This window comes from Phenylobacterium sp. GW823-FHT02A09 (assembly GCF_058797775.1).
The window spans coordinates 204,590-226,165 of sequence record NZ_JBXAJZ010000003.1; the positions used below are offsets into that span (position 1 = coordinate 204,590).

General features: G+C 69.8%; 23 protein-coding genes. 15 read left to right on the forward strand and 8 right to left on the reverse strand.

The features are described from left to right. Window positions 1-182: 182 nt before the first annotated feature. The 7 genes from AC1Q87_RS13655 (at window position 183) to AC1Q87_RS13685 (ending at window position 6,878) form a co-directional block, all read left to right on the forward strand. Complete coding sequence (locus tag AC1Q87_RS13655) at window positions 183-1,160, forward strand: FecCD family ABC transporter permease (RefSeq protein ID WP_492609469.1); 978 nt, start codon at window positions 183-185, stop codon at window positions 1,158-1,160. Next, complete coding sequence (locus tag AC1Q87_RS13660; RefSeq protein WP_492609470.1) at window positions 1,157-1,933, forward strand: ABC transporter ATP-binding protein; 777 nt, start codon at window positions 1,157-1,159, stop codon at window positions 1,931-1,933. Before AC1Q87_RS13655 ends, AC1Q87_RS13660 begins: the two co-directional genes overlap by 4 nt. Continuing rightward, a complete protein-coding gene (gene cbiB, locus AC1Q87_RS13665) occupies window positions 1,923-2,843 on the forward strand; it encodes an adenosylcobinamide-phosphate synthase CbiB (protein WP_492609471.1) in 921 nt (306 codons plus the stop codon). The genes AC1Q87_RS13660 and cbiB overlap by 11 nt, the downstream gene beginning before the upstream one ends. Further along, window positions 2,831-4,297, forward strand: coding sequence for a cobyric acid synthase (locus AC1Q87_RS13670; RefSeq protein WP_492609472.1), 1,467 nt, complete (start codon window positions 2,831-2,833; stop codon window positions 4,295-4,297). The genes cbiB and AC1Q87_RS13670 overlap by 13 nt, the downstream gene beginning before the upstream one ends. Next, window positions 4,294-5,322 carry a nicotinate-nucleotide--dimethylbenzimidazole phosphoribosyltransferase gene (gene cobT, locus AC1Q87_RS13675; RefSeq protein ID WP_492609473.1) on the forward strand — a complete coding sequence of 343 codons (1,029 nt, stop codon included), beginning with the start codon at window positions 4,294-4,296 and terminating at the stop codon, window positions 5,320-5,322. The genes AC1Q87_RS13670 and cobT overlap by 4 nt, the downstream gene beginning before the upstream one ends. Beyond that, the gene (cobS, locus tag AC1Q87_RS13680; protein ID WP_492609474.1) at window positions 5,319-6,101 is read left to right on the forward strand and encodes an adenosylcobinamide-GDP ribazoletransferase; all 783 of its coding nucleotides are present in this window, start codon (window positions 5,319-5,321) and stop codon (window positions 6,099-6,101) included. Before cobT ends, cobS begins: the two co-directional genes overlap by 4 nt. Before the next feature lie 183 nt (window positions 6,102-6,284). After that, window positions 6,285-6,878 carry a sensor histidine kinase gene (locus AC1Q87_RS13685; RefSeq protein WP_492609475.1) on the forward strand — a complete coding sequence of 198 codons (594 nt, stop codon included), beginning with the start codon at window positions 6,285-6,287 and terminating at the stop codon, window positions 6,876-6,878. Here AC1Q87_RS13685 and AC1Q87_RS13690 read toward each other — a convergent pair. Both AC1Q87_RS13690 and AC1Q87_RS13695 read right to left on the reverse strand, forming a co-directional pair. After that, entirely contained in the window at window positions 6,875-7,585 is a 711-nt protein-coding gene (locus AC1Q87_RS13690) for a Crp/Fnr family transcriptional regulator (RefSeq protein ID WP_492609476.1), read from the reverse strand. The two genes, AC1Q87_RS13685 and AC1Q87_RS13690, sit on opposite strands and share 4 nt — an antisense overlap. 226 nt (window positions 7,586-7,811) lie before the next feature. Further along, a complete protein-coding gene (locus AC1Q87_RS13695) occupies window positions 7,812-8,303 on the reverse strand; it encodes a pyridoxamine 5'-phosphate oxidase family protein (RefSeq protein WP_492609477.1) in 492 nt (163 codons plus the stop codon). A 189-nt stretch (window positions 8,304-8,492) separates the two neighbouring features. Here AC1Q87_RS13695 and AC1Q87_RS13700 point away from each other — a divergent pair, with 189 nt between their 5' ends. The 3 genes from AC1Q87_RS13700 (at window position 8,493) to AC1Q87_RS13710 (ending at window position 10,896) form a co-directional block, all read left to right on the forward strand. Continuing rightward, window positions 8,493-9,257 carry a hypothetical protein gene (locus tag AC1Q87_RS13700; protein WP_492609478.1) on the forward strand — a complete coding sequence of 255 codons (765 nt, stop codon included), beginning with the start codon at window positions 8,493-8,495 and terminating at the stop codon, window positions 9,255-9,257. 220 nt (window positions 9,258-9,477) lie between these two features. Then, on the forward strand, window positions 9,478-9,666 hold the full coding sequence (locus AC1Q87_RS13705; protein ID WP_492609479.1) for a hypothetical protein: 189 nt from the start codon (window positions 9,478-9,480) through the stop codon (window positions 9,664-9,666). A gap of 105 nt (window positions 9,667-9,771) precedes the next feature. Continuing rightward, the gene (locus AC1Q87_RS13710) at window positions 9,772-10,896 is read left to right on the forward strand and encodes a hypothetical protein (protein ID WP_492609480.1); all 1,125 of its coding nucleotides are present in this window, start codon (window positions 9,772-9,774) and stop codon (window positions 10,894-10,896) included. Window positions 10,897-10,954: 58 nt separating this feature from the next. Here AC1Q87_RS13710 and AC1Q87_RS13715 read toward each other — a convergent pair whose 3' ends face one another. Further along, entirely contained in the window at window positions 10,955-11,752 is a 798-nt protein-coding gene (locus tag AC1Q87_RS13715) for an outer membrane protein (protein ID WP_492609481.1), read from the reverse strand. Window positions 11,753-12,061: 309 nt separating this feature from the next. Then, on the reverse strand, window positions 12,062-13,510 hold the full coding sequence (locus tag AC1Q87_RS13720; RefSeq protein WP_492609482.1) for a hypothetical protein: 1,449 nt from the start codon (window positions 13,508-13,510) through the stop codon (window positions 12,062-12,064). Window positions 13,511-13,629: 119 nt separating this feature from the next. Here AC1Q87_RS13720 and AC1Q87_RS13725 point away from each other — a divergent pair, with 119 nt between their 5' ends. Next, window positions 13,630-14,013, forward strand: a complete 384-nt coding sequence (locus AC1Q87_RS13725) for a group III truncated hemoglobin (RefSeq protein ID WP_492609483.1) — start codon at window positions 13,630-13,632, stop codon at window positions 14,011-14,013. On the opposite strand, the gene AC1Q87_RS13730 is transcribed toward AC1Q87_RS13725, so the two are convergent. After that, the gene (locus AC1Q87_RS13730; RefSeq protein ID WP_436060133.1) at window positions 14,010-14,804 is read right to left on the reverse strand and encodes an SDR family oxidoreductase; all 795 of its coding nucleotides are present in this window, start codon (window positions 14,802-14,804) and stop codon (window positions 14,010-14,012) included. The genes AC1Q87_RS13725 and AC1Q87_RS13730 overlap by 4 nt on opposite strands. Window positions 14,805-15,013: 209 nt before the next feature. Here AC1Q87_RS13730 and AC1Q87_RS13735 point away from each other — a divergent pair, with 209 nt between their 5' ends. Both AC1Q87_RS13735 and AC1Q87_RS13740 read left to right on the forward strand, forming a co-directional pair. Then, window positions 15,014-16,516: a flavin-containing monooxygenase gene (locus AC1Q87_RS13735; protein ID WP_492609484.1), complete on the forward strand. Its 1,503-nt coding sequence runs from the start codon at window positions 15,014-15,016 to the stop codon at window positions 16,514-16,516. A 135-nt stretch (window positions 16,517-16,651) separates the two neighbouring features. Continuing rightward, window positions 16,652-17,494, forward strand: coding sequence for a bestrophin-like domain (locus AC1Q87_RS13740; protein ID WP_492609485.1), 843 nt, complete (start codon window positions 16,652-16,654; stop codon window positions 17,492-17,494). On the opposite strand, the gene AC1Q87_RS13745 is transcribed toward AC1Q87_RS13740, so the two are convergent. Together AC1Q87_RS13745 and AC1Q87_RS13750 are read right to left on the reverse strand one after the other, a co-directional pair. After that, a complete protein-coding gene (locus AC1Q87_RS13745) occupies window positions 17,491-18,009 on the reverse strand; it encodes a YybH family protein (protein WP_492609486.1) in 519 nt (172 codons plus the stop codon). The two genes, AC1Q87_RS13740 and AC1Q87_RS13745, sit on opposite strands and share 4 nt — an antisense overlap. Further along, window positions 17,964-18,917, reverse strand: a complete 954-nt coding sequence (locus AC1Q87_RS13750; RefSeq protein WP_492609487.1) for an amidohydrolase family protein — start codon at window positions 18,915-18,917, stop codon at window positions 17,964-17,966. Before AC1Q87_RS13750 ends, AC1Q87_RS13745 begins: the two co-directional genes overlap by 46 nt. A 163-nt stretch (window positions 18,918-19,080) precedes the next feature. Between AC1Q87_RS13750 and AC1Q87_RS13755 the strand changes: the two genes are divergently transcribed. Continuing rightward, entirely contained in the window at window positions 19,081-19,443 is a 363-nt protein-coding gene (locus AC1Q87_RS13755) for a TonB family protein (protein ID WP_492609488.1), read from the forward strand. Beyond that, window positions 19,443-20,102 carry a Type 1 glutamine amidotransferase-like domain-containing protein gene (locus AC1Q87_RS13760; RefSeq protein ID WP_492609489.1) on the forward strand — a complete coding sequence of 220 codons (660 nt, stop codon included), beginning with the start codon at window positions 19,443-19,445 and terminating at the stop codon, window positions 20,100-20,102. Before AC1Q87_RS13755 ends, AC1Q87_RS13760 begins: the two co-directional genes overlap by 1 nt. On the opposite strand, the gene AC1Q87_RS13765 is transcribed toward AC1Q87_RS13760, so the two are convergent. Beyond that, window positions 20,099-21,400, reverse strand: a complete 1,302-nt coding sequence (locus AC1Q87_RS13765) for a calcium-binding protein (protein WP_492609490.1) — start codon at window positions 21,398-21,400, stop codon at window positions 20,099-20,101. The two genes, AC1Q87_RS13760 and AC1Q87_RS13765, sit on opposite strands and share 4 nt — an antisense overlap. Between the last annotated feature and the right edge of the window lie 176 nt (window positions 21,401-21,576).

Consider the following 21,576-nt stretch of genomic DNA (forward strand, 5'->3'; position numbering starts at 1 on the left):
GGGGGAGGTGGCTCCCCATCTTCCTTCTCCCCTCGCGGGAGAAGGTGGCCCCGCGCAGCGGGGTCGGATGAGGGGGCTTGGCTTCCTCGTCGCTCCGTCGTCGCAAGGCTGCATACCCCTCATCCGTCAGGCTTCGCCTGCCACCTTCTCCCGCAAGGGAAGAAGGGCGAACGAGCACAGGCATGAGCAAGAGATCCACGACCCTCCTCGTCCTCGGCGTGCTGCTGGTGCTGCTGTCGATGGTCAGCATGGCCGCCGGCCGCGTCTGGGTGCCGTTGTCCGATTGGCTGAACCCCGGCGATCCGCGCTGGTCGATCATCTTCGAGCTGCGGCTGCCGCGGACCATCCTGGCCATCGCCGTCGGCGCCGCGCTCGGCATGGCCGGCGCCGCCATGCAGGGCTACACCCGCAACCCGCTGGCCGACCCCGGCGCGCTCGGCGTCTCTTCGATGGGCGCGCTCGGCGCGGTGCTGACGCTCTATCTCGGCGCCGGCGCGGCCGAGCCATGGGTGATCACCTCGTTCGCGATGCTGGGCGCCCTGATCGCCGTGTTCCTGCTGCTGGCCCTATCGGGGCGCGCCTCCAGCATCGTCACCTTCGTGCTGGCCGGCGTGATCCTGCAGACCATGGCCGGGGCCGGCGTCGCCCTGGCGCTGAGCCTGGCGCCCAATCCCTGGGCCGTGAACGAGATCGTCAACTGGCTGATGGGCTCGCTGGCCGACCGCAGCCTGACCGAGGTGCAGACCGCCCTGCCGCTGATCGCGGTGGGCTGCGGCCTGCTGCTGATGACCGGCCGCAGCCTCGACGCCCTGACCCTCGGCGAGACCGGCGCGCGCTCGCTGGGCGTCAACATGGCCACGGTCCGCTGGATGCTGGCGCTCGGCGTGGCGCTCACCGCCGGGGCCAGCGTTGCCGTCACCGGCGTCATCGGCTTCGTCGGCCTGATCGTGCCGCACCTGCTGCGGCCGCTGGTCGGCGCCCAGCCGGGCGGCCTGCTCGGCCCCAGCGCCCTGGGCGGCGCGGTGCTGGTGCTCGCCGCCGACATCGCCGTGCGTCTGACCCCGGCCGCCGGGGAAGTGAAACTCGGCGTCGCCATGGCGGTGCTCGGCGGACCGTTCTTCTTCGCCCTGCTGCTGTCCCTGCGCCGGAGGATCGCATGAGCCGTCTGCAAGCCCAGGACGTCCAGGTCCGCCTCGGCGGCAAGGCCGTGGTCGACGGCGTGACCGCCGCATTCGAGGCCGGCACGGTGACCGCCATTCTCGGTCCAAACGGCGCTGGCAAGTCGACCTTTCTCGCCTGTCTCGCCGGTCTGCGACGCCCGCAGTTCGGTCACGTCGACCTTGGCCGCGACGACGTCCTGACCATGGCGCCCCGCGTCCGCGCCCGCCGCATCGGCGTTCTGCCGCAGACCCAGGAGGTCGCCTGGGCGGTCGAGGCCCGTATCCTCGTCGGGCTCGGTCGCACGCCGTTCATCGGCTCCAGCGGCCTGTCCATCGAGGACGCCGCCGCCATCGACCGGGCGATGGCCGCGGCCGGCGTGGTCGAGCTGGCCGACCGCGACGTCACCACCCTGTCGGGCGGCGAGCGGGGCCGCGTGCTGATCGCCCGCGCCCTGGCCGGCGAGCCCGAATGGCTGCTGGCCGACGAGCCGCTGACCGGTCTCGATCCCGGCCACCAACTCGACGCCGGCGAGCTGTTTCGCAGCTTGGCGCACGAGCAGGGCAAGGGCGTCATCGTCACCCTGCACGACCTGTCGCTGGCCGCGCGCATCGCCGACCGCGTCATCGTCATGGCGGCCGGCAAGGTGCTGGCCGACGGCCCGCCTGCCCAGGCGCTGTCGCCCGACGTCATGGCCCGCGCCTACGGCGTGCGCGCCCGTGTGGTCCAGGGCGAGGGCGGGCCGCTGATCGAGATCGTCGGGCGTGGCGGCTGATCCCTGGATCGTCCTCGCCGCCGCGGCGGTCGAGGGCGCTTTCGGCTATCCGCGCCGCCTGCCGCACCCGGTGGTCTGGATCGGCGCGGCGCTGGGTAGGCTTGAAACGGCGTTCAACCAAGGCGGCGACCTGCGCCGCCGCGCCGCCGGCATCCTGACCCTGCTGCTGGTCGCTGGAGGCGCGGCCGCCGCCGGTTTCTTGCTCGACAGGTTCCTGCACGGCTGGGCGCTGATCCTGACGATAGCCGCCGCCTCCACGGGCCTGGCCGCCCGCAGCCTCTACGATCATGTGGCGGCGGTGAGCCGGGCGCTGGACCCCGGCGCCAACCTGCCGGCCGCCCGCTCCGCGGTGGCGATGATCGTCGGCCGCGACACCGAGACGCTGGACGAGGCGGGCGTCGCCGCCGCGGCCCTGGAAAGCCTGGCCGAAAGCTTCAACGACGGCGTCGTCGCGCCGCTGTTCTGGTTCCTGGTCGGCGGCGTGGCCGGCCTCTTCGTCTATAAGGCCGTCAACACCGCCGACAGCATGATCGGCCACCGCGAGGAGCCTTATCGCTGTTTCGGCTGGGCCGCGGCGCGCACCGACGACCTGATGAACCTGATCCCGGCCCGGATCGCCGGGGCTCTGATCGCCCTGGTCGCCGGCCGCGGCTGGCGGGTCATGCTGCGCGACGCTCGCAAGCACGCCTCGCCCAACTCCGGCTGGCCCGAGGCGGCGATGGCCGGCGCGCTCGGCGTGCGGCTCGGCGGCCCGGCCAGCTACGACGGCGTCGCCCATGAGCGCCCGTGCTTCGGCGACGGGCCGCGCCCGTCGCCGCTGGACCTGAGACGGGGGCTTGGGCTCTATCTGCGCGCCTGTGCGGTTCTCGCCGCCGCGCTCGCTCTCGGAGGACTGCTGTGGCCGCGTTGATGATCCAGGGATGCGGCTCGGACGTCGGCAAGTCGGTGCTGGTCGCCGGGCTCTGCCGGGTGTTCGCCAACCAGGGCCTGCGGGTGCGTCCCTTCAAGCCGCAAAACATGTCGAACAACGCCGCGGTCACCATCGACGGCGGCGAGATCGGCCGCGCCCAGGCCCTGCAAGCCATCGCCTGCCGCACCCCCGCCACCGTCGATATGAACCCCGTCCTGCTCAAGCCCCAGTCCGACGTCGGCGCCCAACTGGTGGTGCGCGGCCAGATGGCGGGGACCTGGCAGGCGCGCGGCTACCAGGAGCGCAAGGCCGCGCTGCTGGGCGTGGTGATGGAGAGCTTTCGCAAGCTGCAGGGCGAGAGCGACCTGCTCGTCGTCGAGGGCGCCGGCAGCCCGGCCGAGACCAACCTGCGGGTCGGCGACATCGCCAATATGGGCTTCGCGCGCGCCGCCCAGGTGCCGGTGGTGCTGGTCGGCGACATCGACCGCGGCCACGTCATCGCCGCCCTGGTCGGCGCCCACACGGTGCTGGAGCCGGCCGACCGCGAGATGATCGCCGGCTTCCTGATCAACAAGTTCCGCGGCGATCCCAGCCTGTTCGACGCCGGCCGCGCCGAGATCGCCCGCCGCACCGGCTGGGCCGATCTCGGCATGGCGCCCTGGCTCGCCGCCGCGCGCCGGCTGCCGGCCGAGGACGCGGTGGTGCTCGACCGCGCCGGCGGCCGCCAGGGGCGCAAGGTCCGCATCGTCGCGCCGATGTTCTCGCGCATCGCCAATTTCGACGACTTCGACCCGCTGCGGGCCGAGCCCGACGTCGACTTCGGCTTCGTGCCGCCGGGCTCGCCGCTGCCGGGCGACGCCGACCTGGTGATTCTGCCGGGGACCAAGGCGACCATCGCCGATCTGGCCTTCCTGCGCGCCCAGGGCTGGGACATCGACCTGGCCGCCCACGTCCGCCGCGGCGGGCGGGTGCTGGGGATCTGCGGCGGCTTCCAGATGCTGGGACGCGGCGTCTCCGACCCCGACGGCGTCGAGGGACCGCCCGGCGCGGCCCCTGGTCTCGGTCTGCTGGACGTCGAGACCGTGCTGACAGGCGACAAGGTGCTGCGCCCCACGACCGGCCGGCTGGCCTCGGGCGCGCCGTTCGCGGGCTACGAAATCCATGTCGGCCGAACCACGGGGCCGGCGCTCCAGCGGCCGTTGCTGATCCGCGAGGACGGAGCAGGCGAGGGCGCGGTCTCGGCCGACGGCCGCATCGCCGGCGCCTACGTCCACGGCCTGTTCGACCGCGCCGAGGCCCGCGCCGCGCTGCTGGCGGAATTGGGCGCCGCGTCCGACGGCCTCGACCAGGCCGCGCGGGTCGATGCGGCCCTGGACGAGATCGCCGCCGTGCTGCAGTCGTCGTTCGACATCCCCCGCCTGGCCGCCATCGCCGGCCTGGAGCTTCGCGCATGACCCCGATCGCCGCCCTCGACCGCAGCCAGGAGGCCGCCTATCGCGCGCTGATCGACGGCAAGGCCAAGCCGCCGGGCGCCTTGGGCAAGGTCGAGGATCTCGCCGTCCGTCTGGCGCTGATCGCCGGCCGGCCCGATCCGCGGTTCGACAAGGCGCTGCTGCTGGTGTTCGCCGGCGATCACGGTCTCAACGAGTCCGGCGTCTCGGCCTATCCGTCGGCGGTGACCACGGCGATGGTCGCCACCCTGCTGGCCGGCAAGGCCAGCGCCAACGCCTTCGCCGGCGCGATCGGGGCCCAGGTGATGGTCGTCGACGCCGGCGTCGACGCCGAGCTGGCGCCGCATCCGGCCCTGATCGACGCCAAGGTGCGCCGCGGCACGCGCAACGCCCAGCACGGCCCGGCCCTGACCCCCGCCGAGGTCGAGAGCGCCTTGGCCCGCGGCGCGGCCATCGCCCGCAACGCCGTCGAGGCCGAAGGCGTGCAGGTGCTGGCGGTCGGCGAGATGGGCATCGGCAACAGCGCCAGCGCCGCCCTGATCCTGCATCGCCTGGCCCCGGCGCCGCTCGCCGACTGCATCGGCATGGGGGCCGGGCACGACGCCGAGGGCCTGGCCCGCAAGCACGCGGTGCTCAGCCAGGCCGCCGCCCGCAGCGACGCCGTGGAGCCGCGCGACGTGCTGGCCCAGTTCGGCGGGCTGGAGATCATCGCCATGGCCGGCGCCGTCCTCGGCGCGGCCGCCGGCCGCACGCCGGTGCTGATCGACGGCTTCATCGCCTCGACCGCGGCGCTGGCGGCGATCCGCCTCGATCCGGCCTGCGCCGACTTCTGCATCTTCACCCACCGCTCGGCCGAGAAGGGGCACGCCATCGTCCTGGCCGCGGCCGGGGCCGATCCGCTGCTCGACCTCTCGATGCGCCTGGGCGAGGGGACCGGCGCGCTGCTGGCCTTGCCGATGGTCCGCGCCGCCGCCGCCATGCTGCGCGAGGTGGCCAGCCTCGACGACGTGCTGGCCGGCCGCCTGTGAGCTTCGCCGTCCACCAGCTGCGGCTGTTTCTCTGCGCCGTGCAGTTCCTGACCCGCGTGCCGACACCGGGCTTGCCGGGCTTCGAGCTCGACTGGATCTCTCGCAGCGCCCGCTACTTTCCGCTCGTCGGCCTGCTGGTCGGCGGCGTGTGCGCGGCAGTGTTCTGGGGCGCCTCGCAGCTCTGGAGCGGCGCGCTGCCGGCGCTGCTGGCGATCGGCGTCGGGGTGCTGGTCACCGGCGCCTTCCACGAGGACGGCCTGGCCGACGCCTGCGACGGCCTCGGCGGCGGCTCAACGCCCGAGCGCCGGCTGGAGATCATGAAGGACAGCCGCATCGGGACCTATGGGGCGCTGGGCCTGGGCCTGGTGCTGGCGACCAAGGCGGCGGCGCTCGCCACCCTGCCGGCCGGGCTCGGCGCCTGGACCCTGGTGGCGGCGCATGCAGGCGGGCGCGGCGCCTCCGTGCTGGCCATGCGGGCCCTGACCTATGTCCGCGACATCGACGGCGGCAAGTGGAAGCCGGCGCCCTCGGATCTCAGTTTCTGGGAGGTGCTGGCCGCGCTGACCTTCGCCGCCCTGCCGCTGGCGCTGTCGCCGGCCGGGGTGGTGTTCCAGGGTTTGCTGGCCGGGGCGCTGCTAGCGCTGGCGCTGGCGCTGGTCGCCCGCCGGCTGCTGGGCGGCTACACCGGCGACGTGCTGGGCGCGATCGAGCAGGTCTTCGAGTTTGGCTTTACGCTCGGCGTCGCCGCAGCTCTGGCCTTGGCGGTTTCCGCACGCTGAGAATCGCGATCAAACTGCTCGACCTAGGCGGGAATTATTCAGCTTTCGTGGTGCCTGGGCGCCGCATACTGTGATTCATACTGATTGAGTCCCTGAGACAACTGTCGGCACGCTACGCAAAATGCGTGATCGGCGGTGGATATACTCATCTCTGGGTGCGGACGTGGGGCGTCGAGCGAGACCATGACGGACGAGGGCCAGGACGACGTCCGGGCGGCGGAGATGCGCCACCGCGCCGCCAACACCTTCCAGCTCATCTCCGCCCTGGCCCGCATGCGCGGCCAGCGCACGGCCGAGCCCGAGGCCCGCCGCCAGCTGGTCTGGATGGCCGACGCCATCGGCGCGCTCGGCGCGCTGGAGCGCCACCGCCGTGACGACGGGGTCGACTTCCAGGCCTACCTGCTGGAGATGGCCCCGGTCTGGCGTCGCCGCCCGGCCGCCGGCCCCACCGAGGTCGTGATCGAGATGGAGCCGGTCATCGCCCCGGACCAGGCCGCCTCGACCCTGGCGCTGATCATCCACGAGCTGGTCTCCAACGCGCTCGCCCATGCCTATCCCGAAGGCGAGGGCGGGCAGGTCGAGGTGCGGCTGACGAGGGCCGGCGACCGCTACGAGCTGGTGGTGCGCGACCACGGCCGGGGCTTCGATCCGGCCTCGCCGGGGGCGCGTGAACGGTTCGGCCTGTGGTTCGTCCGCAGCCTGGCGGCGCAGGTGCGCGGCGAGTTGAAGCTGGACACCAAGGACGGCGTCTGCGCCCGGCTGCTGTTCTCGCTCTAGGCGCGGGCGGTTTCGGGCCGCGGCGGCGGCGCCAGCCGCTCGTACTGGCGGCGCACCGCCTCGTAGCACTCGCAACTGGCCGACATCAGGCCGTCGCGGTCGACGACGTCGACGACCCCCCGGCGATAGCGGATCCAGCCCTTCTCCTGCAGGCTGCGGGCGACGGCGGTGACCGTAGTGCGTTGCACGCCCAGCATGTCGGCCAGGAACTCCTGGGTCAGCGCCAGGGTGTCGGTCGAGATCCGGTCATGGCAGGTCAGCAGCCAGCGGCAGAAGCGGGCCTCGACCGAGTGCAATGCGTTGCAGGCCGCCGACTGGGTGGTGTGGGCCAGCAGCGCCTCGCCGTGGCGGTCGACCATTTCGCGGATGCGCGGGCTCTTGGCCCAGGCTTCGTGCAGTTGGCTCGACCCGATGCGCGAGCAGCGGCAGGGGGTCTGCACGATCGCCCGCGACAGCGAGCGCCGCGGCGCCGCCGCCGCCGACAGCCCGACCGCGCCTTCCCAGCCGATGGTGGCGCTCTCGATCGCCGCGCCGTTCTCCATCAAGGTCATCATCGAGATGACGCCGTCGTGCGGGAAGTAGACCACGTCGACGCGGTCGCCGGGCTCGTACAGCAGCCGGGCGCGCTCCAGATCCAGGTGGGTGAGGTGCGGCGCCACCAGCCCGTAGTCCTCGGCAGGCAGTGCGGCGAGTAAGCGATTTTGCACTGAACTCGAAGACCTTCGCAGCAGAGAATCAAGCGTCGCCATTCGGCTTGGCGTTAACCTAGTCCGAGCGCTGCTTGATGACTGTCGTGAACACGACACAACTTTAAGTTCGTGTGGCGGCGGGCGAGAACATGCGTCGAGAACTGGCGAATATAGACCGCCGTTCTTCAAAACTTCAGGACGTCCCGAAGTAAAACCGCGCGCCCGGCCAAGGGCGCTCGCGGCCTCAGTGGAAGTGCAGGTTCGCCCGTCCGCCGAGGTGCGGTTCATGCTTGCGGGCGTTGGCCATGGCGATCTCCCAGGCGAAGGTCACCGGCCCGGCCTGCGAGCACCAGACCTCGGCGTCGCGGGCGTCCAGGCAGATCAGCGTCAGCCGTGGATCGCCCTTGCCCTGCGGGTGCCAGGCGGCGACCACCGCGTTCCAATACTTGGCGATCCGAGCCTCGTCGTGCTGCACGCTCAGGTGGCCGGTGATCGTCGCCTGCAGGTCGCGCTGCTGGAACACGAACAGGCCTTCGGCGCCCTGGCCGATGCGGCGCGCCAGCTCGGTGTCGGTTCGGGCGAAGAACCACAGCCGTTCGCCCTCGCGTTCGACGAAGGCGGTCATGGGCTGCAAGGCGGGTCCATCCGCCAGGCCCAGCATTCCGGTCTGGTGGCGCTCGATGTCGTCCCACAACCTATGTTCGACGGCGGCGCGGTCGTTCATGTCGATGCTCATGACGGCTCCTGCGACGGTTCTGAATCGGCGCCGATCGCCCCGCTTGGGTTCGGCGCGCCCTAGCTTGAACCCGAAAGCAAAGCGGCGGTTCCGGTCACTTTCCCTTGCGTCACGCTTCCCAGGACGCCGCCGCCTGGGCCATGATGGGCGCATTCTTTCGACTGCCGATTCAAAGTTGAGATCATTTCGATGAGCGAGATCGTCGTTCCCCGCCAATTTCGGGGACCTCCCTTCACGGCCAATGGCGGCTATATCTGCGGCGTGCTCTCCAACGCGGTCGGAGGCCGCGGCGTGGCGATGTTGCGTGCGGGCGTGCCCCTCGACACCGCGGTGACCCTGCAGCCCGGCGAGGGCGACGGCGTGCTGCTGGTCAACGCCGAGGGCGCTGTGCTCGGTTCGGCCCGTCCGGCCGACGACAGCCAGATTCCCAATCCGCCGCCGGCGCCCCCGACCATCGAAGAAGCCAGGGCCTTCGGCGCGGCCTCGCCGTTCGCCAGCCGATCGCTGCATCGCGGCTGCTTCTCCTGCTGCGTCGAACGCGAAGCCGGCGAAGGCCTGGGCGTGTTCGTCGGCCAGATCGACGGCGCTCCGGCCGGCCACTGCGCGGGGGTCTGGACCCCGCACGCCAACTTCGCCGACGCCAACGGCGAGATCCCGGACGAAGTGACCTGGGGCGCGCTCGATTGCTCGGGCTCGATGGCCTGGTGGATCAAGGCCGGCTCTCCGGTCGGCCTGCTCGGCACCATGGCCGGCGAAGTGCTGCGCAAGCCGAAGGCGGGCGAGTCCTATGTCGTCGTCGCCTGGGCTCGCGAGGTCGAGGGCCGCAAGCATTTCGCCGGCGTGGCGCTGTTCGACGGCGCGGGCCAGGTGATGGCCCGTTCCGGTCAGATCTGGATCGGCCGCCCGCCCGGCGCTCCGATGCCGCTGCCGCTCGGGGCGACCCAACAGGCCTGACGGCGCGGTCGCACGTCGATCACGTTCAAGTCAACGGCGCGCCGCCCAAACGGCGTGCTGTAAGGGGTTCGGCGGCGCGCCGAACCCCTTTCGACATGTGTCCGCGTGGACACGCCGAGAATGTTCAGCGAACAAAGTTCACGGAACTTCCGTATATTTAACCTCTCGCTAACCATGCAGGCGCAAGCTTCCCCTACGTCGCGACTAGAAAGGTCGTCCGATGTTCAAGGTGGAGTTTCACTTTATGGGAGAGGGGCTTTGGTCCCGCGCGGCGCCGATGACGCAGACGGCGGCGACGCATCTGGCCAAGACCCTCCAGGACCTCGGTTTCGCCGACGAAGCCCGGGTCGTGCCCAGCCGCCCCGTCGAAAGCCGCGAAGAAGGCCGCAACTTCGACGTCCGCGTTTGACCGCCCCGCATTTGGGCGGACGGGCGCTTGCACCGTTGCAATTGTTGATTGCGGCTTGAAGCGGACCGCGCGCGATCCTACGACGCGGAGTCTGGGGGATTAACCGTGTCGCGTGATCGTACCTATCGCAGCCTCGAGTATCTGAGGAAAAGCGCCGCGACGTCCCGCGTGCTCAATCTCTGGCAGATCGCCCAGCGCGAGGGCGGCAAGCCCGAGCACGAGGAGAACCCGTTCTTCCGCAATTCGGTGTTGAACCGGGCGATGATCCTCAAGCACCGCGTCCGCGGCAGCGAGGTCGATCTCTTCGACTATCCGGTGCAGACCGCGACCAAGATCCTGCTGCCGATCGCCGAGCGCGAGCTGCGCTACGGCGCGCGCTTCCTGTTCGTCGGCCAGCGCGACTTCGAGGAGGTCGCCGCGGCGTCCTTCGCCGAAGACCTGCGGCGCGGGTCGCGCGACCGGCTCGTGCTCGACATCATCTCCGGTCTGCCATCGCTCGATCCGTTCCTGATGCGCGAGAGCCTGAAGACCAACGGCTTCACGCCCGCCGCCTGCTACTTCAACCTCTCCGACGGCGACGTCGAGCGCATGTCGGCTTCGGCCCGGTTGGAGCTGGAGCCGCTGGTGCGGATGTCGTTCGGCTCGGGCCACGCCTTCGCGGCCAAGTCGGCGACGCTGCTGTCCAAGCTGCTCTCGGACGCTGGCAGCGCCGAGCTCGAGCCTCTGCGCAGGGTGATGAACATGGACGCCCAGCAGTTCCGCGAGGGCGTGTTCTGCTGGAAGGCGTTCCTCTACTACAAATGGCAGCTGCGCGACCTGCTGCCGCGGATCCGCAAGGTGGTCGACGAGATCGCGGTGATCCGTCCGGTCGGGCCGATGGAGCACGACGACCGGATCTACATCACTCGGATCAAGAAGGATCTGCGCGGCTGGATCTTCTCGGCCACGACGGCGGTGACCGAGTCGCTGGCCGCCTACGACACCGCCTATCTGGCCATGACCGAGCGCAGCGACCCGGTGGCGTTCCGCGAGTTCCTGCTGCGCGCGCCGGCGATGTTCAACAGCTTGGGTGAGCGGCTCTCGGCCATCGAGCATGTCGCCAGCTTCTGGCGCTTCCGCTTCCCGGCCGGCCAGCTGCCGCGGATCGCCGTCGACGAGCTGATCGACATCTTCATGGATTTCGAGGCCAGCCTGAACACCGTCAGCGTCGAGCCGCTGCACCTCGCATAAGAAAACGCCCCCGGCCGAAGCCGGGGGCGTCCTTGCGTCCGATCTGGAGCGCCTGCGCTTAGAACGCGCCGGCGGCCGCGATCACGCTCTGGCCCAGCGTGCCGCCGAACAGGTTCGTGGTCGAACCCAGCGACGCGCCGGCTTGGTCGCGGTCGCGCAGGGTGCCGCCGAAGGTGTAGCGCAGGCCGATCTTGAAGATGTCGGCCTTCAGGTCGGCGTCGTCCATTTCGCCGTGCTCGTAGGCGCCGGTCACGCTCCACGGGGTGCCCGCGAACTGGTACTCGGCGTCGGCGCCGATGTTCCAGATGTCGAGGTCGCCGCCCTTGGCGTCGGCCTTGGTGTAGCCGGCGGTGCCTTGGACCTTGAAGTTGTCGGTCACGAAGTAGCGCAGCTCGGCGCGGCCGGCCCAGAAGTCGACGTCGTCCAGGTCGTCCGATTGGCCGTAGCCGACTTGGCCGTACAGGGTCGTCTGCGGCGAGACGTTGAACTGGGCTTCGGCGCCGACCGCCCACAGGGTCACGTCGTCGCTCTTGTTCACGCCCAGGAAGCCGCCGGCCAGGCCGCCTTCGAAGGTCTTGTTCAGGTGGCCGGTCACGGCCCAGGTGGTGGCGTCGCCGCCGTCGGCGTCAAAGTTCGTCACCGAACCATCGACGGCGCCGCGCAGCGACGAGCCGACGTCGAACGCCACGGCGCCTTCGCCTTGGAACACGTCGGCGTCGGTGTCGCCGAGCGCGCCGGCGTCGATTTCGGCGCGGCTATAGTTGGCGCCGACATGGCCGACGGTCTGGGCTTGGGCGGCGCCGGTCAGCGCGAAAAAGGCGGCCGCGGCGGCCGTCGCGATCAGTTGGGTCTTCACGTTCTTGTCCCCTTTTGGGCTTGAAACACTGGACCCCAGCTATGCCTGTCATGCCGCCTTCACAATGGCGGAACCCCTTGTATTTCACCGGTCTGCGAGTGGTGTGACCGGTCAGTCACAGTCGACACCGCACCCCTTGAAATGCGTTTCGGGGGACCTATGGGCGGCGCCGAAGCGGCAAGATTTCGCCTCGAAAGCCGTCGGTTCGGCAGCGCTGCGCGCGCTGCGGCGCAAGTCTTCGCTACAGGGCTCCGCGAAAAACCGTACGGATCGGTCGTTTGATATCAAACGATTGCGGAATTCGCGCGTTCAGTAAAAGTCGGGCGCGCGGGCCTTGAGGTCGGCTTCGCGCCGCGCGACGGCGGCCAGCACCCCGTCGCGCCAGTGCGGGTCGACCGCCCGGCCGAGGTCGTAAGCGATCCAGGCCTCGCCGACGTCGTACTGCCGGCCCAGGACATCGCCGAGGTCGCCATAGGCGTTGCCGGCCCACGGATAGGCGGCGATGTGGATCCAGTAGCTGTCCTGCGGCCGGGCGGGCATCGCCGCGCGGATGGTCGGATCCCACTTGGACGCGTCCGAGACACTGACCAGGTTGGCGTAGGTCACCTGCCGGAAGGTGCCGAACTTCAGCTCCTCCATTCCGGGAGAAGTGGCCAGGAAGCGCGCCGCCGCCTCGCGGTCGCCCGGGGCGCGGCGGTCGGCGGCCAAGCCGTTGATCTCCATGAACCGCTGCGCCTGCGGATCGGCCAGCGCCGCGCGCAGGCCGGGAACGATCCGGGCCAGCACGTCGTCCGCCCCGGGCTTCACCTCGGCGGCGTACTGCTGGGTGACGTTCATGAACAGCAGCACCTTCTCCAACGGGACGTTGCTGGAGTTCAGGTCCGCCACTAGGCGCTCCAGCGGCGGCGGGGCGTCCTTGCCGGCGGCGTCGATCACCGCCAGCGCCCGCGCGACGCCGCGGCCACGCGGCGTGTCGGCGGGCGTGGCTCGAAGCGCCGAGGGCAGGCCCGCGGGCAGGGGATAGGCGCGCTCGGCGCGCTGGACGCTCTCGATCGTCACAATGCTCTGGTCGGCGATCACCCCGACCGAGCGGCTGTGCAGCTCCAGCCGCGCGGGCAGGCTCTTGCGCGCGCCGATCGCGGCGCGGACCTGCGGGTGCATCGGCGCCTGGCGCGCCAGCAGCCGCACGAAACGCGCCATCTCCTGGGGGCTGACCGCGCCGGCGTCGCCGCCGACCGAGGCCACGAGCGCCTTGCCCAGCCGGAACTCGGTGACATCGCCCTTCTGCGCCACAGTCAGCGGCTGGCCGTCGCGCAAGGCCACGCCCAGGGCCGCCTCGCTCCAGGCCGGATCGGCGTCGCCGATATCGCCGGCCGCCAGCACCTTGGTCAGCACCAGCCGGTTGCCGAGCTCCATATAGGCGAACATCGGCAGGGCGTGGCAGCTGGCGCTCTGCAGCGTCCCGCCGGCCCGCCAGGTCAGGGTCTCGCAGAGCTGTCGGTCGTGCAGGATCTGCTGGCCGTCCGCCTCGGACAGGTGGGCGTAGCTCTCGGTCAGGGCTACCTGCGCGACCTGCGTCCGCACGGGTTTGTCGCCCTGGCGGGTTTCGGTCCGCAGGACGAAGGTCAGCGCCGGCTCGCTGGCGATGGGCCGCGCGGCCCGCGCCTGATCGGAGCCCCAGTACGGCGCAGCCTGCGCGGCGCCTGCCGCGAGCGTCAGCGCCAGCACGGCGCCCGCCACGTCTGATAGTAGGCGCATGTCCACCCCCGCAACTTCAGCTAGAGGGTGGCCGAACCGTCAGCGGCCGACAAGCCGCGTTCGAGCCCCCGGACATTTCCGGACTACCGTCGCCGCGCCCCGCGCCCTATCTGGCGGCCATGCATTCGCAAGTGACGCCCGAGAACCTGCGCGAACTGGTCGGCCGCTTCTATGGCCGGGCGCGCGAAGACGCGTTGATCGGCCCGGTGTTCAACGCCGCGATCGACGACTGGGACCATCACCTGGACCATATCGCCCAGTTCTGGGCCGCCGGCCTGCTCGGCGTCGGGCGTTTCACCGGCCGGCCGATGGCCAAGCACATGCGCCAGCCGATCACCCCGCCGATGTTCGACCGCTGGCTGGCGCTGTGGAAGGAGGCGACCGACGAGACCTATGTCCCGCCGATCGCCCAGGCGCTGCAGGCCAGGGCCGGCCGCATCGCCGAGAGCTTCAAGCTCGGCATGTTCTATCGGCCCAGCGACGAACAGGCGCCGGCGACCTAGTAGACCGCCGCGTAGTTGCCCAGGGCGTTGCCGCTGGCGTCGCCCGCGCCGCTGCCGCCGTCGACGGGGATGATCGCGCCGTTCACATAGGCGGCCTTTTCCGTCGACAGGAAGATGGCCATGTCGGCGATCTCGTCCTTCTGGCCGTAGCGGCGCATCGGGTTGCGGCTGTTGACCCGCGCCTCGGCTTCCGGGGTCGGCGCCAAACGGGCCATGCCCTCGGTGTCGGCGATCGGACCGGGCGAGATGGCGTTGACCCGCACCCCGGCCGGACCCCACTCCAGCGCCAGGCACTTGGTCAGCATGTTGATCCCGGCCTTGGCCGCGCAGACGTGAGCCTGGAACATCGAGGCCCGCTCGGCCTGGCCCGCGGTGATCGAGATCAGCGAGGCGCCTGGCCGGTTCAGGAACTCGAACGAGGCGCGCAGCACGTTGAAGGTGCCGATCAGGTCGATGTCGACCACGGTCTTGAAGCCGTTGGCGCTCATGCCCAGGGCCGGGGCCACGAAGTTGCCCGCCGCGCCCGACAGCACGATGTCGATCGGTCCCAGTTCGTCATGGGTGCGCTTGAGCGCCGCTTCGACCGCCGCATAGTCGCGCACGTCGGCCGCCATGCCGATGCAGGGGCCGAAGGCGGCGACCTCTTTCGCGGCCGCCTCGATCTTCTCGGGGCTGCGGCTGATGATCGCCACCTTGGCGCCGGCCGCGGCGAACCGCTTGGCGATGCCGAGGTTGATGCCGCTCGATCCGCCCGCCACGAAGGCGACCTTGCCGGCCAGTTCCTGGCTCATGATGCTGTTCCTTGTTCCGTCCCTTGGTTGGCGGCGAGCTTAGCCCTGGCGCGGCCGGCGGCGAAAGCCTGACCCCACGGAGCCTCGATTTTCGAAAAAGGGGTTTGGGCTGCGTCACGCGGGCGCTTGACGTGACGTCTGCGGCTTGTTCATTATCATCGATAACCTAGAGGCCGCGGCGAGCGGTCCGCACCAGGGCAAGGAAACAGATGACCGCCACCGACATGATCGCCGAGCGTCCGGCTTCCGCCGCCGTCCAACACTTCGACGTGCTCATCGTCGGGGCCGGGATTTCCGGCGTCGGCGCGGCCTATCACCTGCAGACCCAGCGTCCGGGGACCAGCTTCGTGGTGCTGGAAAGCAAGGACACCTTCGGCGGCACCTGGGTGACCCACAAGTATCCGGGCATTCGCTCGGACAGCGACCTCTACACCTTCGGCTACCGCTTCAAGCCCTGGACCGGCGCGCCGATCGCCACCGCCGCCGAGATCCTCAGCTACATGAACGAGGTGATCGAGGAGAACGACATCGGCCGGCACATCCGCTATGGCCACAAGATCGTCGACGCCAACTGGTCCAGCGCCGACAATCTCTGGACCGTCGACGTGGTGCGCACGGACGGCGGCACGGCGCAGTTCACCACCAACTTCCTGTTCATGTGCCAGGGCTACTACAAGCACGATCAGGGTTACACGCCGCAGTGGGACGGCATGGCCGACTTCAAGGGCCGCATCGTCCACCCGCAGACCTGGCCCGACGACATCGACCTGAAGGGCAAGAACGTCATCGTCATTGGGTCGGGCGCCACCGCCGCCACCCTGGTGCCGAACATCGCCGACCAGACCGCCCACGTGACCCTGCTGCAGCGCTCGCCGACCTGGTTCGTGCCGGGCCGCAACGTCGACGAACTGGCCGACACCCTGCGCCAGCTCCAGATCGACGAGACCTGGGTGCACGAGATCGTCCGCCGCAAGCGCCTGTTCGACGGCGCGGCCTTCACCACGCGGGCCATGGAAGAACCTGAGGCGGTCAAGGCCGAGCTGCTCGGCGGCGTGCGCGCCTTCCTGGGCGACCAGTTCGACGTCGACAAGCACTTCACCCCCAGCTACCGCCCCTGGCGCCAGCGCATCGCCTTCATCCCGGACGGCGACCTGTTCCGCGGCATCGCCTCGGGCAAGGCCTCGGTGGTCACCGACGAGATCGAGCGCTTCACCGAGAACGGCATCCTGCTGAAGTCCGGCGAGGAGCTGAAGGCCGACATCGTCATCAGCGCCACCGGCTTCGACCTCAGCGTCATGGGCGACATCCCGTTCGCGGTCGACGGCAAGCCGGTCGACTGGTCCAAGACCGTCACCTATCGCGGCATGATGTTCACCGGCGTGCCGAACCTGGCCTGGGTGTTCGGCTACTTCCGCGCCTCCTGGACGCTGCGCGCCGATCTGATGGGCGACTTCGTGGCCCGCCTGCTGGCGCACATGCAGGACAAGGGCTTCAAGACCGTGACGCCGGCCCTGCGGCCGGAGGATCAGTCCGACGCGCTGCAGCCGTGGATCGACCCCGACAACTTCAATCCCGGCTACCTGATGCGCGGCATGCACCTGCTGCCCAAGAGCCTGGATAAGCCCGAGTGGCGCCACACCCAGGACTACTGGAACGAAAAAGACGAACTGCCGAAGGTGGACCTCGACGAACCAGCCCTCGTCTACGGTTGATCCGGCCCGCGGCGCCTCCCCTGGAGGCGCCGCTTTTCATTCAGGGCCCGGTGGCCTGAGCCGCCGACTCCGGGTTTCGCCTGATAGGCCCTCAGGCTTCGCCGCACGATCCTGCCTCCGCTTCAGGAGGCGCTCATGGACATTCTCAAGGGCTGGGTGGACGGCGCTCCGCTGCTGTTGCTGGGTGTCGTAGTGTTGCTGTTGCTGGCTGCCGGACTGGCCGTCGGCATCGCCGTCCGCCACCGCCACGACCGCGACTATCGGCGAACCGACAAGGACGACGACGGCCAGGAAGGCTATGTCGTCTCGGCGGTGCTCGGCCTGCTCGCCCTGCTGATGGGCTTCACCTTCGCCCTGGCGGTCGACCGCTTCGAGGCCCGCCGCAGCCTGGTGCTTGAGGAGGCCAACGCCATCGGCACGGCCTATCTGCGCACCCAGCTGCTGCCCCAGCCGCACCGCGAGCGGATCAGCGCCTTGCTGATCGACTACACCGAGAACCGCGTCGCGCTGGGCCAGAGCTCGGCCGCGGCGAACCCGCAGATGCTCGCCAAGAACGACCGCATCGTCACCGACCTCTGGGCCGCCACTGCGGCCGGCTTCCAGTCGGTCAAGGGACTCGACTTCTCCAGCGCCTACATCGAGAGCATGAACACGCTCATCGATCTGGACACCTCGCGCAAGGCGGCGCGGTTGGTCCGGGTGCCGACCGAGGTCTTCGTGGTGCTGGTGATCTATCTGGTCGTCACCGCCGGGGTGCTCGGCTACGTCTTTGTCGGCCGGCGCGGCCGCGCCGCAGCGGTGTTCATGCTGGGCCTGCTCTGGATGTCGATGCTGCTGATCGTCGACATCGACCGCCCGACCCGCGGCGGCATCCGCGAGAGCCAGCTGCCGATGCAGTGGACGCTGCGGACCCTGAAGACCACCCCGCCGGCGACCTACGACCGCTGGCTGACGCCGGAGGTCAAAGCCGCTCCCTAGCGGCAGCGGGTGATGGTGTCGGTCTGGCCCTTGGAGCGGATCTGCCCGCCGACCAGCACCAGGGTCTGCTCGGTGTCGGCGCAGGCCTTGCGATTGCGGCCCTTGCTCTGGACGCTCGTCACCTCGCGGCCGACCAGCCGCGCGCTCGATCCGTCGCGCGAGATCTCGACCTTGTCGATCGTCCCGCGCTCGGTCGAGGTCGCTCCGGCCAGGAACTTGGCCGCCTGGGCGCGGGCCTGGGCCAGGGTGCTGCTTCCATAGGGGATCATGCCGCCGTTCTTTACGTCGCGGGTCTGGTCCACGAACACCGCGTCCGGCGTGAACAGTGCGAAGTAGGCGTCCAGGTCGCGGGCGTTCCAGGCCGCCTCCTGCTTCTGGGCGAAGGCCCGCGCCTGCGCCTCGGTCAGCCGAGGCGCAGCCAGGGCGGGCGGCGCGATCAGCGCCGCCGCCAGCAGGAGAGGGGCCAGCCTCAGCCGCCCAGACCCAGCACGCGGGCGGCGTTGCCGCCCATCCACTTCTCGCGGACGGACTGCTTCAGCGGCAGTTCGTCGGTCTCGGCGACGAGCTGGTGCAGCGGCACCATCTGGGTGCCCCAGCCGGTGGCGAAGATGATCTTGTCCTGCAGGTTGCGCGCTCCGTAATAGATCAGCGCCTCATAGCCGGCGCCGGGCGCCAGCAGGTGCTTCACCCGCTTACAGGCGAAGTCGATGTAGACGTTCTTATGGCGCGAGGCGATGGCGCAGGCCTCGTCCACCCAAGGCCAGCCGGTCAGGCCGGCGACGATCTTCAGCTCCGGGAACCGCACCGCCACCTCGTCCAGGTACTTCGGGTGCGCATAGTCGTAGGGGCGGTCCGACAGCAGGTGCAGGCCGACCGTGATCCGCACCGGGATGTTCAGCTCGACGCACTTGGCCAGGAAGGGCCAGTAGGCCGGGTCGTTGATGTAGCGCTCCTCGCGGTAGGACGAGATCTCGAAGCCCTTGCAGCCCCACTCGCGCACGCCGCGCTCCAGCGCCGCCACCCCGTCCTCGCCCTCGTCGCCCCAGATGCGGAACCACGGGATCAGCCGGTCGGGATACTCGGCCGCGAACTTGGCGACGTCCTCGTTGCTGGCCCGGCGGCCGGCGTTGCCGACGCACGCATAGCGGACCTGGGCGGTGTCGAGCATGGCGATGATGTCGGCGTGGCTCATGGCGCGGGTCATGTCGACCTCGCACAGTTTCAGCGCCAGGCTGGTCAGCCCGTCGCGTTCCTTGGCCTCGTTGAATTGCTCGACGCTCATGCCGATCTGGGCGGCCCAGCCGGGCGCCATGTGCTGGGCGTAGCCTTCCTTGTCGAACCCGCGGCCGGACTTGATGAGCCGGACGGTGTCCTCGACCGCTTCCTTGGTCGGGGTGTCGCATTCGAAATCGATGATCATCATGGGGCGTTTCGTTCCTAATGAATCGGTGGGCCTCATGGCCCTTATGCGGCGCACCCTAGCGCGGACGACCGCGGGCGAAAGCGCAGATCGACGCGCAACCGGCCGGCGGCTAGCTTGGCTGTGGCGCAGAGGGGGACGAACAATGGTCGTGTGGAAGATGCTGATGACCCTTCTGGTCGCCGCAGCGCCGATCGCGGCGCTCGCCCAAGAACCGGCGGCGCTGGCTGTGCGCTTCGCCGAACCGAAGGCCGGCTATCGCCAGCTGGGGCCGGTCGGGCCCTACTACCCGCAGGCCGCCGCCCAGCAGCGCATCACCGGTTCGGCGCTCATCGACTGCGAGGTCGGCAAGAAGGGGGTGCTGCGGCGGTGCAAGGTTGAGCAGGAGACGCCCCAGGGGGCGTTCTTCGGCGCCGCGGCGCTGCGGATGGCTCAGACGAATTGGATCACGGCCGCCGACGCCCTGCCGACCGGCGCGAGGGCGCGCTTCCAGGTGCCGTTCGACTTCGCCCCGCCAGAGGCGCGTTGATGCGCCTCTACCTCTCCTCCTACCGCTTCGGATCAGCGGTCGATCGGCTCACGGCCGTGGTCCCGGCCGGGGCGCGGGTGGCGGTGGTGTCCAACGCCCTCGACCTGGTCCCCGACGAGTCGCGCCGGTCCTATGCCCGCAATGTCCACGACCCACTGGCCGACTTGGCGGACATGGGCTTCTCGCCGTTCGACCTCGACCTGCGCCGCTGGTTCGGAAACGCGGCGGGCCTGGAGCGCGAACTGGCCGAGGTGCAGATGGTCTGGGCGGTCGGCGGCAACGCCTTCCTGCTGCGCCGGGCCATGGCTCAGAGCGGCCTCGACGCCATCCTGCGGCGGCGGTTGGGTGAGGACAGCCTCGCCTATGGCGGCTGGAGCGCCGGGGCCTGCGTCGCCGGCTCGACGTTGCGGGGGATCGACCTCATGGACGCGCCAGGCGACGTCGCCGCCGGCTACGACCCGGCCCCGACCTATGACGGTCTAGGCCTCGTCGACTTCGTCATCGTCCCGCACTTCGCCTCCGACCACCCGGAAGCCGACGCGGCGACGATCGCCGCCGCGTGGCTGGCCGAGCAAGGCCTCGCCCACCGCACCCTGCGCGACGGCGAGGCCATCGTGCGGACGGGGGACGAGGTCGAGGTCGTGGGGCGGGCTGCTTAGAAGAAGTCCGACGCCGACAGGTTGAACACGTCCACGCCCTGAAGTTTCACAACGGTGGTGATCGTGTTCGAGTTGGTCGCGTCCGCAAACAGATAGGCGTCGCCGCCGATATTGATGGCCACGAGGTCTGCCGAATTTGACGCCAGGATGTTCGTCGCCGCCGTCACCGCCGTCGCGTAATCGGACGACGCTCCGTTGATGATCGTGCCGGTGACACCGAATGAAAGCTTGGTGAACCCTGACATGAAGCCTTCGATCGTATCGACCTCAGCCATCGACACGGGAGCGTCTCCGGGCCGCAGAGTGAAGGTGGCGTTACCGAAGGGCAGGGAGACGATTTGCTTGCCGCCGCCGAAAGTGAAGTGATCGCCAAGCCCAGTGCCGACGACGCGCTCGACGCCCGACATCGTGAGAGAGCGGTACTCGTCGATCTGCTGAGCCGCGGTGTTGCCGAGGTCTAGCGTGATCGCCTTCATCCCATACGAGCTATTGAAGATGATCGTATCGAAGCCGGCGCCTCCGAGGACGTTGACTGATCCACCTGGGACAGCGTTGTCCATGAAGAACATGTCGTCGCCGTTGCCGCCATCCAGCGTGTCGTTGCCTCGTTCGACATAGAGAGCGTCGTCGCCATCCTGTCCGATCAGGTAGTTGTCGCCTGCGTCCCCACGCAATCGATCGTTGAACTTGCTGCCGTAGACGTCCTCGACACCGACGATGGAATCCCTTCCGGCCCAATCGAACAGGTCGGTCGCCATGCCCATACTCAGGTCGACGACGACGGCGCTTGCATGGTTGTCGTAACTGACGACGTCCCAGCCGTCGCCGCCGACAATCGTGTCGAAGCCGGCGCCGCCTTCGAGGTGGTCATCCCCGCCGCCGCCCTCGAGGTAGTCGTCGCGTCCGCCGCCGCTGAGAAAGTTCGCCCCCGCGTCGCCGATCAGCGTGTCGTTGAACGCCGAGCCGTACAGGTTCTCGATCCCGCTCAGCTTGTCGCGGCCGCCGCCGCCGGTTTCCTGCCAGCCGGTCAGCGAGAGGTTCACGAGGACGGCCGAGGTCGCGTCCTCGTACGCCGCCCAGTCCACGCCGGCGCCGCCGTCTAGGATGTCGGTCCCGGCGCCGCCCAGCAGGTAGTCGTCGCCGGTCCCGCCGTTCAGGCTGTCATTGCCCTCGTGGCCGGCCAGCACGTCGCTGCCGCCGCCGCCCGACAGGCTGTCGTCGCCGCCGTAGCCATAGAGGGTATCGTCGCCCGCGCCGCCCTTCAGGACGTCGCGCGCTGACTTGCCGACCAGAAACATCGCTTGCTCTCCCACTCCACCTGCGGTGTCGGAGGGCAACCTATGGGGACATGCGCGGGCAACGATATGGTCTGCAACTCCAGCGCGACCGGCCGCTTTCGCGTGAGGAGGCGCCTTAACCCTAACGGGCCGTCCGCGGGGTGGTGACGGCGCGGCTGCGGCGCAGCTAGACTTGC

Excerpts from the sequence above, each read along its gene's own strand:
- AC1Q87_RS13655 (WP_492609469.1), top strand. The coding sequence starts at position 183 with ATGAGCAAGAGATCCACGACCCTCCTCGTCCTCGGCGTGCTGCTGGTG.
- AC1Q87_RS13660 (WP_492609470.1), top strand. The coding sequence starts at position 1,157 with ATGAGCCGTCTGCAAGCCCAGGACGTCCAGGTCCGCCTCGGCGGCAAG.
- cobT (WP_492609473.1), top strand. The coding sequence starts at position 4,294 with ATGACCCCGATCGCCGCCCTCGACCGCAGCCAGGAGGCCGCCTATCGC.
- AC1Q87_RS13685 (WP_492609475.1), top strand. The coding sequence starts at position 6,285 with ATGACGGACGAGGGCCAGGACGACGTCCGGGCGGCGGAGATGCGCCAC.
- AC1Q87_RS13695 (WP_492609477.1), bottom strand. The coding sequence starts at position 8,303 with ATGAGCATCGACATGAACGACCGCGCCGCCGTCGAACATAGGTTGTGG.
- AC1Q87_RS13700 (WP_492609478.1), top strand. The coding sequence starts at position 8,493 with ATGAGCGAGATCGTCGTTCCCCGCCAATTTCGGGGACCTCCCTTCACG.
- AC1Q87_RS13705 (WP_492609479.1), top strand. The coding sequence starts at position 9,478 with ATGTTCAAGGTGGAGTTTCACTTTATGGGAGAGGGGCTTTGGTCCCGC.
- AC1Q87_RS13720 (WP_492609482.1), bottom strand. The coding sequence starts at position 13,510 with ATGCGCCTACTATCAGACGTGGCGGGCGCCGTGCTGGCGCTGACGCTC.
- AC1Q87_RS13725 (WP_492609483.1), top strand. The coding sequence starts at position 13,630 with ATGCATTCGCAAGTGACGCCCGAGAACCTGCGCGAACTGGTCGGCCGC.
- AC1Q87_RS13730 (WP_436060133.1), bottom strand. The coding sequence starts at position 14,804 with ATGAGCCAGGAACTGGCCGGCAAGGTCGCCTTCGTGGCGGGCGGATCG.
- AC1Q87_RS13735 (WP_492609484.1), top strand. The coding sequence starts at position 15,014 with ATGACCGCCACCGACATGATCGCCGAGCGTCCGGCTTCCGCCGCCGTC.
- AC1Q87_RS13740 (WP_492609485.1), top strand. The coding sequence starts at position 16,652 with ATGGACATTCTCAAGGGCTGGGTGGACGGCGCTCCGCTGCTGTTGCTG.
- AC1Q87_RS13750 (WP_492609487.1), bottom strand. The coding sequence starts at position 18,917 with ATGATGATCATCGATTTCGAATGCGACACCCCGACCAAGGAAGCGGTC.
- AC1Q87_RS13755 (WP_492609488.1), top strand. The coding sequence starts at position 19,081 with ATGACCCTTCTGGTCGCCGCAGCGCCGATCGCGGCGCTCGCCCAAGAA.
- AC1Q87_RS13760 (WP_492609489.1), top strand. The coding sequence starts at position 19,443 with ATGCGCCTCTACCTCTCCTCCTACCGCTTCGGATCAGCGGTCGATCGG.
- AC1Q87_RS13765 (WP_492609490.1), bottom strand. The coding sequence starts at position 21,400 with ATGTTTCTGGTCGGCAAGTCAGCGCGCGACGTCCTGAAGGGCGGCGCG.